The sequence below is a fragment of the Lysinibacillus sp. NPDC093216 genome, from assembly GCF_050280325.1.
In the GTDB taxonomy this organism is placed as follows: Bacteria; Bacillota; Bacilli; order Bacillales_A; family Planococcaceae; genus Lysinibacillus.
Window position 1 is genome coordinate 279,934 of the sequence record NZ_JBNNVB010000001.1, and the last position, 8,880, is coordinate 288,813.

General features: G+C 39.8%; 9 protein-coding genes. 1 reads left to right on the forward strand and 8 read right to left on the reverse strand.

Going from position 1 to position 8,880, the window contains the following annotated elements; all coding sequences use genetic code 11:
• Window positions 1–187: 187 nt before the first annotated feature.
• The 4 genes from ACQKOG_RS01390 to ACQKOG_RS01405 form a co-directional block, all read right to left on the reverse strand.
• Window positions 188–421, reverse strand: coding sequence for a KH domain-containing protein (locus tag ACQKOG_RS01390; protein ID WP_004269410.1), 234 nt, complete (start codon window positions 419–421; stop codon window positions 188–190).
• Between the two features lie 15 nt (window positions 422–436).
• Window positions 437–709, reverse strand: a complete 273-nt coding sequence (gene rpsP, locus ACQKOG_RS01395; protein WP_142507488.1) for a 30S ribosomal protein S16 — start codon at window positions 707–709, stop codon at window positions 437–439.
• Between the two features lie 94 nt (window positions 710–803).
• Window positions 804–2,162, reverse strand: a complete 1,359-nt coding sequence (gene ffh, locus ACQKOG_RS01400) for a signal recognition particle protein (RefSeq protein ID WP_370075250.1) — start codon at window positions 2,160–2,162, stop codon at window positions 804–806.
• Between the two features lie 12 nt (window positions 2,163–2,174).
• A complete protein-coding gene (locus ACQKOG_RS01405) occupies window positions 2,175–2,510 on the reverse strand; it encodes a putative DNA-binding protein (protein WP_132357463.1) in 336 nt (111 codons plus the stop codon).
• A gap of 339 nt (window positions 2,511–2,849) precedes the next feature.
• Between ACQKOG_RS01405 and ACQKOG_RS01410 the strand changes: the two genes are divergently transcribed.
• Window positions 2,850–3,017, forward strand: coding sequence for a hypothetical protein (locus ACQKOG_RS01410; protein ID WP_370075251.1), 168 nt, complete (start codon window positions 2,850–2,852; stop codon window positions 3,015–3,017).
• 5 nt (window positions 3,018–3,022) lie between these two features.
• On the opposite strand, the gene ftsY is transcribed toward ACQKOG_RS01410, so the two are convergent.
• The 4 genes from ftsY to ACQKOG_RS01430 all read right to left on the reverse strand — a co-directional run.
• Window positions 3,023–4,270, reverse strand: coding sequence for a signal recognition particle-docking protein FtsY (gene ftsY, locus ACQKOG_RS01415; RefSeq protein WP_427444572.1), 1,248 nt, complete (start codon window positions 4,268–4,270; stop codon window positions 3,023–3,025).
• On the reverse strand, window positions 4,267–7,848 hold the full coding sequence (smc, locus tag ACQKOG_RS01420; protein WP_370075253.1) for a chromosome segregation protein SMC: 3,582 nt from the start codon (window positions 7,846–7,848) through the stop codon (window positions 4,267–4,269). Before smc ends, ftsY begins: the two co-directional genes overlap by 4 nt.
• A gap of 3 nt (window positions 7,849–7,851) precedes the next feature.
• Window positions 7,852–8,616 carry a ribonuclease III gene (gene rnc, locus ACQKOG_RS01425; RefSeq protein WP_370075254.1) on the reverse strand — a complete coding sequence of 255 codons (765 nt, stop codon included), beginning with the start codon at window positions 8,614–8,616 and terminating at the stop codon, window positions 7,852–7,854.
• Window positions 8,617–8,673: 57 nt separating this feature from the next.
• A partial coding sequence (locus ACQKOG_RS01430; protein WP_427444576.1) for a hypothetical protein occupies window positions 8,674–8,880 on the reverse strand: 207 nt, incomplete at its 5' end.

Consider the following 8,880-nt stretch of genomic DNA (forward strand, 5'->3'; position numbering starts at 1 on the left):
TATGTTCAATTATCTCTCAATGTAACTACGATAATAAAAAAAGGAAGGAACCGGCAAGCTCCTTCCTTTCAAGTCCAGATTTTACGCTTTACCTCAAGGCCACTTCGAATTCCTAAGCGCATGTAAACATACCTGTCAGGACTCTCCAGTGCTTGTTGCATGTAAAAGAGCGTGAAAATCTTTTCTTTCAATCCAATATATCGACGTAGGTCTTTTTTTGATGGTGACTACCCGCCGCTGAATAAACAATTGTACGAATCGCTTTCGCTACTCGCCCTTGCTTGCCTATGACTTTCCCTCGATCCTCTGGATGAACAAAAAGTTTATAAACAATTCGATTTGCATTTTCATCCGTCTCTATACGAACTTCTTCTGGATAATCGACTAACGGTAAAACGATTGCTTCAATCAGCTGCTTCAAAGACCTCGCCCCCGATTATTTACTGAATTTTTGGTTATGGTATTTTTCCATGATACCTTGTTCTGAGAACAAGTTACGCACTGTATCTGATGGTTTTGCACCGTCAGTTAACCATTTAAGAGCTTTCTCTTCATCAATGTTTACAGTAGCTGGTTTAGTTAGTGGGTTGTAAGTACCAACTGTTTCGATTGAACGACCGTCACGTGGTGAACGAGCGTCTGCAACTACGATACGATAGAAAGGAGATTTTTTAGCTCCCATACGTTTTAAGCGAATTTTAACTGCCATTTTAATAGCACCTCCGAATAAGTTTCACACAAGATAGTATATTATCAATGTTTAGGTTGTTTGTAAAGTGTTTTTTCTTAACACCTATAAAATATTATTTAAACAATGAATCGAAGCCTGGTAGTTTCATCTTTTTCTTTCCTTTGCCACTCGCCATGCCTGTCATTTGCTTCATCATTTTTTTCATTTCTTCAAATTGCTTCAATAGACGATTTACCTCTTGAATTGATGTCCCAGAACCCTTCGCTATACGCTTTTTACGGCTACCGTTAATAATTTCTGGATTCGTCTTTTCAGCAGGTGTCATCGAATAAATAATCGCTTCTACACGTCCCATTTGCTTATCATCAACTTTAACATTGTCTAAGCCTTTGATTTTTCCAGCACCTGGTAACATTTTTAAAATTTCGTCAATTGGTCCCATTTTCTTTACTTGCTGCAATTGTTCAACAAAATCATCGAACGTAAAAGACTGAGTTTTAAATTTTTCCTCTAGTTCTTTAGCCTTTGCTTCGTCAACATTTGCCTGAGCTTTTTCAATAAGCGATAGAACGTCACCCATTCCTAATATACGAGATGCCATACGCTCTGGATGGAATGGTTCAAGCGCATCCATCTTCTCACCCATACCGACAAACTTAATGGGCTTCTGTGTAACGGAACGAATTGATAGCGCCGCACCACCACGTGTATCACCATCTAGCTTTGTTAAAACAACTCCTGTAATACCGACCGCTTCATTAAAGCTTTCTGCCACGTTTACAGCATCCTGACCTGTCATAGCATCTACAACTAGGAATACTTCATCCGGCTCTTTTAACGCACGAATATCTTTTAATTCTTGCATTAAATCTTCATCGATATGCAAGCGACCAGCTGTATCGATAATAACGACATCATGATGTTCTTCTTTTGCCAATTCAATGGCCTGACGTGCAATTTCTACTGGAGATACATCGGTTCCTAATGCAAACACAGGTAGGGATAACTGCTTTCCTAATGTTTGTAACTGCTGAACAGCCGCTGGACGATAAACGTCTGCAGCAACTAGTAATGGCTTACGATTATATTTTTTACGTAACACATTTGCCAATTTACCTGTAGTTGTCGTTTTACCTGCACCTTGTAAGCCGACCATCATAATAACAGTTGGTGGCTTTGTATTAAATTTAATTGGGCTTTGCTCGCCACCCATTAATTCTGTTAATTCTTCTTGTACGATTTTAATAACTTGCTGACCTGGTGTTAAGCTTTGCATAACATCTACACCGACAGCACGTTCACTGACCTTTTTAACGAATTCTTTGACTACTTTTAAGTTAACATCCGCCTCGATTAAAGCAAATCGGACTTCCCGCATCATTTCTTTAACGTCTTGTTCCGATACTTTACCTTTACCTTTAATCTTTTGGATCGTTCCTTGGAGTCGTTCCGCTAATCCTTCAAAAGCCATTGCTTTCGCCTCCTAATCCCATTCTTTCAACTGTTCTATAAGCGTTAGCTGCTCTTCAATTGTCATACTTTGTTCTGTAATCCCTGTTGTTAGCTGCGCAAGCATTTGTGTACGTTGTTGAAATTTTTCAAGTAAACATAGTTTTTCTTCATATTCTTCAAGCATCGCTTCTGTTCGACGAATATTATCATAAACAGCTTGGCGCGAAACCCCATACGATTCAGCGATTTCTCCAAGTGAGTGATCATCTAAATAATAGAGCTCCATATAACTTCGTTGCTTATCTGTTAATAATGCTTGATAAAAGTCGAAGAGAAAGTTCATGCGTGTTGTTTTTTCAAGTAGCATCGAATGTTTCTCCTCCCGTTATTAGTCATTTGTATCATAACGAAAAGCGCCCGTCTGTGTCAAGGTAATCTCCTTGTCTAAAAGCTTTAATTAACTGCTTTTCAGGCGTTTTTCACCTATAGCCAGTATTTCCCTTTTAAACAATGCGATTCACCTGCACAGACGAGCGCAATTACAAATTTACTTACTTAAATGTTAATCCTCGGATCATCACCAAGCGTGTGGTTGATTTCCGTTCCGACTGGGCGCTTTGTTGTTGCTGTCGCTACGCTTTCGCACAGATAAAACAATTGCTGACGCTTCGCTTTCGCACAGAGCAAAGCTTCCTGGGGGCGTCCGATGAGCCGCTCGGGCCAACACGATGTTGGTCACGAAGGCGTTATCGCAGGACGTGATGTTCTTAGCCTTCGTTCCTCTATCGCTAATCCCCAAGGAGTCGCCCAGCCTCCACTCCAATCAACTTATTTACATAGTATACGTTTTAACAAAAGTCATCCACATCGGTGATGAACCTAGTCCTCACTATTTTGTAATTCTTTATCTAAACCTTCAGCAAATAAGCCATACACATAACGCTCTGCATCAAATGGTTGTAAATCATCCATTTTTTCACCAAGACCAACAAACTTCACAGGAATGTGTAATTTATTACGAATAGCAAGAACAATACCACCTTTTGCAGTGCCGTCAAGCTTCGTTAAAACGATCCCCGTTACATTTGTAGCTTCCTTAAATGTTTGTGCTTGAACAAGTGCATTTTGACCTGTTGTTGCATCTAATGCTAATAGTACTTCATGCGGAGCATTCGGTACCTCACGTGAGATTACTCGATGAACTTTTTCAAGCTCATTCATTAAGTTTACTTTGTTTTGTAAGCGCCCTGCTGTATCACAAATTAACACATCTGCATTACGGTTTTTCGCTGCACGAATTGCATCATACATAACCGCTGCTGGATCTGAACCTTCCGATTGTTTAATCACTTCACAGCCTACACGATCTCCCCAAACTTGTAATTGATCGATGGCACCAGCACGGAAAGTATCACCTGCTGCTAAAACAACTGTTTTACCTTGTGATTTCAGACGATGCGCAAGTTTACCGATTGTCGTCGTTTTCCCAACACCGTTTACCCCTACGAATAAAATTATCGTAAGCTCACCTTTAGGTTGCATATTAAGCTCGATTAAATCCTCTTCTCCTTGCTCATAAATTTCCACAAGTTTTTCAGAAATAATCGTTTGAATACCGTCCGTATCTTTTATATTTTTACGCTGAACCTCAAAGCGTAATTTGTCCATTAGCTCCATTACTGTTTCAAAGCCAACGTCTGCCTGTAATAATAAATCTTCTAATTCTTCAAAGAAATCTTCATCCACTTTTCGATAACGAGCAACTAGGTCGTTTACTTTAGAAGTAAATGAATTACGCGTTTTTTCAAGGCCAGCCTTGAACTTTTGTGTAATAGACCATGCAGAAGGTTTTTTCTCCTGTACAGGTTCTTCTACTACTGCGACCTCTTGCACCTCTTGTTGCTCTTGATCTTCAATTGCTACAGGAGTCTCTGTTTCAATTGAGGTTTCCGTTACAGAAAGATCCTCGGCTTTTTCCATTTCATCTACAGTTGCTTCAATTTGAGCAGGCTTTGTTGCTTCGTCTTGCTTCTGTTCAGCAGCTTCTTCTTCATTGATTGCTACTACTTTTTCTTCCTCGATGGGATTGCCTGTCAATTTATCTTTTAAACGTTTAAAAAAACTCATGCTTGTTCGCTCCTTTGCTCCGCAAGTACGGGTTCATCTTCCAATTTTACTGATACAAGTTTAGATACGCCAGATTCCTGCATTGTAATACCATACAACACATCCGCTCCCTCCATCGTTCCTTTACGATGTGTGATCACAATAAATTGCGTATTACGGCTAAATTTCTTCAAATATTGACTATATCGAACGACATTTGCCTCATCTAAAGCCGCCTCTACCTCATCGAGAATACAAAATGGTACAGGTCGAATATTTAGGATGGAGAATAATAAAGCGATTGCGGTTAGTGCACGTTCGCCACCTGAAAGCAAGCTTAGATTTTGTAATTTTTTACCTGGGGGTTGTGCTACAATTTCTATACCTGTTTCTAGCAGATTCTGAGGGTCCAATAACACTAAATCCGCCTGTCCTCCACCAAATAATTCACGGAATACGAGTTTAAATTGCTCTCGAATGGCATAGAAGGTTTCACTAAATCGTAGCGTCATTTCTTCATCCATTTCTTTTATAGCCTCATGTAATGTTTCCTGTGCAGCAAGTAAATCCTCACGCTGCTCTGTTAAAAATGAATGGCGTTCAAGTACGCGATCGTATTCCTCAATGGCGCTCAAATTAACAGGACCTAGCTCTTCTATAGATTTCTTCAGTAATTTCACTCGACGTCGCATATGCTCTTCATCTTCAATTGCAAGGGCTAACTCTTCAGCTTCCTCATATGATAGCTGATAGTTTTCTTCTAGCTGTTCATTGAAATTATTGATTTCAAACTCTACGCGACTTCGCTTCAATTCATTTGCACGTATTGCTTCAAGGTAGCCTTTATGTGTACGTTGCAATTCCTTCAGCTGTTCTTCTAAAGTAGTAAGCTCTTGTTGTTGTGCTACTTTTTCATCTTTTTTCTGTGAAATAGTGTCTTGCAACGAATCTCTTCTCGTTTTCCACGTAGCAACTTGCTCATCCACTTCTTCATCGCTTAAAAGTTTTGTCGATTCATCAGATTGAAGCCAGATTATTTCCTGAGAAATATTTTCGACTTTTTGACGAGCTTTGTTTAATTGTAGAGCTAACTCTGCTGTAGCAATTTGCACTTGTGACATTTGCTCCTGCATTACCGCTAACTGCGAGCGTTTTTCCGCTGACTGCTCACGAAGTAAATCTTTCTCCGATTCACTTTGTAGCTTCACCTTACTTAGTTGCTCCACTGTTTCATTTATCTCTAACAGTTCTGTTGCTAATGCCGTTAAACGCTCCGTAGCCGCTTCCTTTTGAGCTAACAATGCTTCTTCGCGTGTTTTTACATCTTGTGTCTCATTAGAAGCAAAAGATACACGTGCAGACAAGCTTTTCTCACCAACCTCTAGCTCGCGTATACGACTCGCCTGTTGCATTTCATCTTTTCGAAGTTGCTCACCGTCAAGTTTCAATTGTTCTACTTTGTCTCGCAGTGTTGAAAGCTTCTCTTTCTCAACTGAGACAGACTGTTCAGCACTATAAATAGATGCTTCCAACGATTCTAGCTTTACTATTAAACCATCTAATTCCGCTTTTCTTGTAAAGAGTGAAGATTGTTGCTTCATTGCACCACCAGTTAATGAACCACCTGCATTGACGATATCACCTTCAAGTGTTACAACACGATACCTAAACCCACATAAACGAGCAATTTGGCTTGCACCTTCTAAACTTGATGCAACGATAACATTACCAAGGAGGTTCTCGACAATTGTGCGGTTGTTTTCTTCGAACGTTACAAGTGCATCAGCCATTTGGACAAATGCTGGGTGCTCAGTGGCTAGCTGAATCATAGATAGATTGATCTTCCGTGACTTGATAACAGTTTTAGGTAAAAAAGTTGCGCGTCCAGCTCTCTTTTGTTTTAACCAATGAATTGCCTGTTGAGCAAATTGTTCATTGGTTGTCACAATATGTTGAGAGGCTGCTCCTAATGCTGTTTCGATAGCCTGAGAATATTTCCCGTCGACTTGAATTAACTCTGCCACGGCTCCTTCGATCCCAGCTAATTCACCTTTATCACGTGCTAATAATACTTCTTTTACTCCATGGAAGAACCCGGAGAAATCTGCTTCAAGCTCAGCAAGCGTATCTTTTCTAGCTTTCAGTTGTTGCTGATGCTGATAAGCTTTATAAAGCATATCCTGCTTTTCATTAAATGATGCATTGACGTTTTTAAGCTGTATTTGCAATGTTTCATATTGCTCAAGTTTTTCCTGCAATTCTTTAGTTGTTGTGGTATGAGCAACAACTAGCTTCTCTTTTTCAGCTAGAATTTGCGCAAGCTCTTGCCCGATTTCATCAGTTTGGTCTAACATTCGTGTCGCCATCGCTTTTTGCTGCGCTAACTGTTGTTCAATATTTTTCAATTCATTTTTAACTGTTGCTTCTTCATTTAAAGAGTCGATATAGCGGTTTTTTTGTTCTTCAATTTCTTCTTCAATTTCAGAAACTGAGCGATTCAAAGATTGTTCTAATTGCTTAATGCTTTGTTTCAGCGCTGCAACCTCTTGCTGTTTTTCAGTGAACAATTCTTTTTTCTCTTGCTCTTGAGCTATAAGTGCCTCAGCCTCATCTTTTGCTTCCTGTAATGCCGTATTCAATTGAAGTAGTTGATTAGAAGCATTTTGTCGCTTTTCAGCCATTAACGCTTTACGACCATCCCAACGCTCTACCTCCATCGTTGCATTAACAAACTCAGCCTGAGTCGTATCTAGATAATCATCTAACTCTTTTAAAAGCTTACGAATACTTGCAGTTTGCTTTTCTATCGAAGAAATATGATGAGCTTGTTTTTGCTCCGTTTCATATAGCTCCGTATACTCAGCTTTCAGAGCATGCAAAGATTGTGCACAATTTTTTAAATCGTGCACAAGGATAGCAATATCAAAATCCTTTAACTCTGTTGACATTTGCACATAATCTCTTGCACTTGATGCCTGAATTTCTAACGGCTCCAGACGACTGTCTAGCTCATGTAATATATCTAAAACACGATACAAATTTTCATCTGTTTCAACAAGCTTATGCTCTGCCTTTTTCTTTCTTAGTTTATACTTTAATACGCCAGCTGCCTCTTCAAAAATAGAACGACGGTCATCAGGTCGGCTATTTAAAATTTCATCGACACGGCCTTGCGAAATAATGGAAAAGGCCTCTTTCCCAAGTCCTGAGTCCATAAACAAGTCCGTAATATCCTTCAGGCGACACTGCTGGTTATTTAGTAAATATTCACTATCACCTGAACGGTATACGCGTCTTGTTACGCTAACTTCTGTATAAGAAAAAGCTAGTTGTTCATCTGTGTTATCTAAAATTAATGTTACCTCTGCAAAGTTTAGTGGCTTTCGTGAGTCACTTCCAGCAAAAATAACATCCTCCATCTTTGCCCCACGTAACGACTTTGCCGATTGCTCCCCAAGTACCCAACGAATAGCATCAATGACATTACTTTTACCACTACCATTTGGTCCGACCACCGCTGTAACACCAGGTACAAAATCAACTCCAATGCGTTCCGCAAAAGATTTAAAGCCAATCACTTCGAGTCGTTTTAGGAACATCTATTAAGCCTCCTCTTTTGCAGTTTGCTCACGCATTGAACGCATCGCACATTGCGCAGCTTGCTGCTCGGCTTCTTTTTTTGATTTCCCACGACCAATACCAAGCTCTTGCCCATTTAATAGTACGCTCGATACAAAGGTACGGTTATGTGCAGGACCCTTTTCATCAATAATTTCATAATGAAGAAGACCGTTATTTGTTTGCTGTACCATTTCTTGCAATTGGCTTTTGAAATCCATCACATGCGAAAAAGCACCGACTTCTACTTTCGGGAATACGATTCGTTCTAAAAAGCACACAACCGTTTGTAAGCCTTGATCTAAATAAAGGGCACCTACAAATGACTCAAATACATCTGCAAGTAACGCTGGGCGTTCCCGTCCACCTGTTAATTCCTCACCTTTTCCAAGTAATACAAAGCGACCAAAGCCTAATTCATTTGCAAAGATAACAAGTGAAGGCTCACATACTATGGATGCTCGTAGCTTCGTCAGTTCACCCTCACTCATATGAGAGTATTTCTCAAAAAGGTATTTAGAAACAGACAGTTCAAGTACTGCGTCTCCTAAAAATTCAAGACGCTCATTATCCGTAAACAATTTACGGCGATGCTCATTCACATAAGATGAATGTGTGAATGCTTGATACAATAAATTTTTATTAATAAATGTGATATTTAATTCATGCTGTAACAGCTCGAATTGATTGCGTACTTTTTCAGGAAGCACGCCAGATTTCTGCATAGTTCCTTTTCTTTTCATAGCCATTGAACAATCTGCCTTCCTAATAGTTTCTACCGTTTAAGTGTACCTTTTTCAAGGCATTTATGCAAAAGTATTTCGGCTTAAATACAATGTTTTGGAAATTATTTTTTCAAGGCCCTTTTCACCTTGGCGTAATTGCCGCTGACGCTTCGCTTTCGCGCAGGAAACATTTGCCGCTGACGCTTCGCTTTCGCGCAGGAAACATTTGCCGCTGACGCTTCGCTTTCGCGCAGGAAACATTTGCCGCTGACGCTTCGCTTTCGCGCA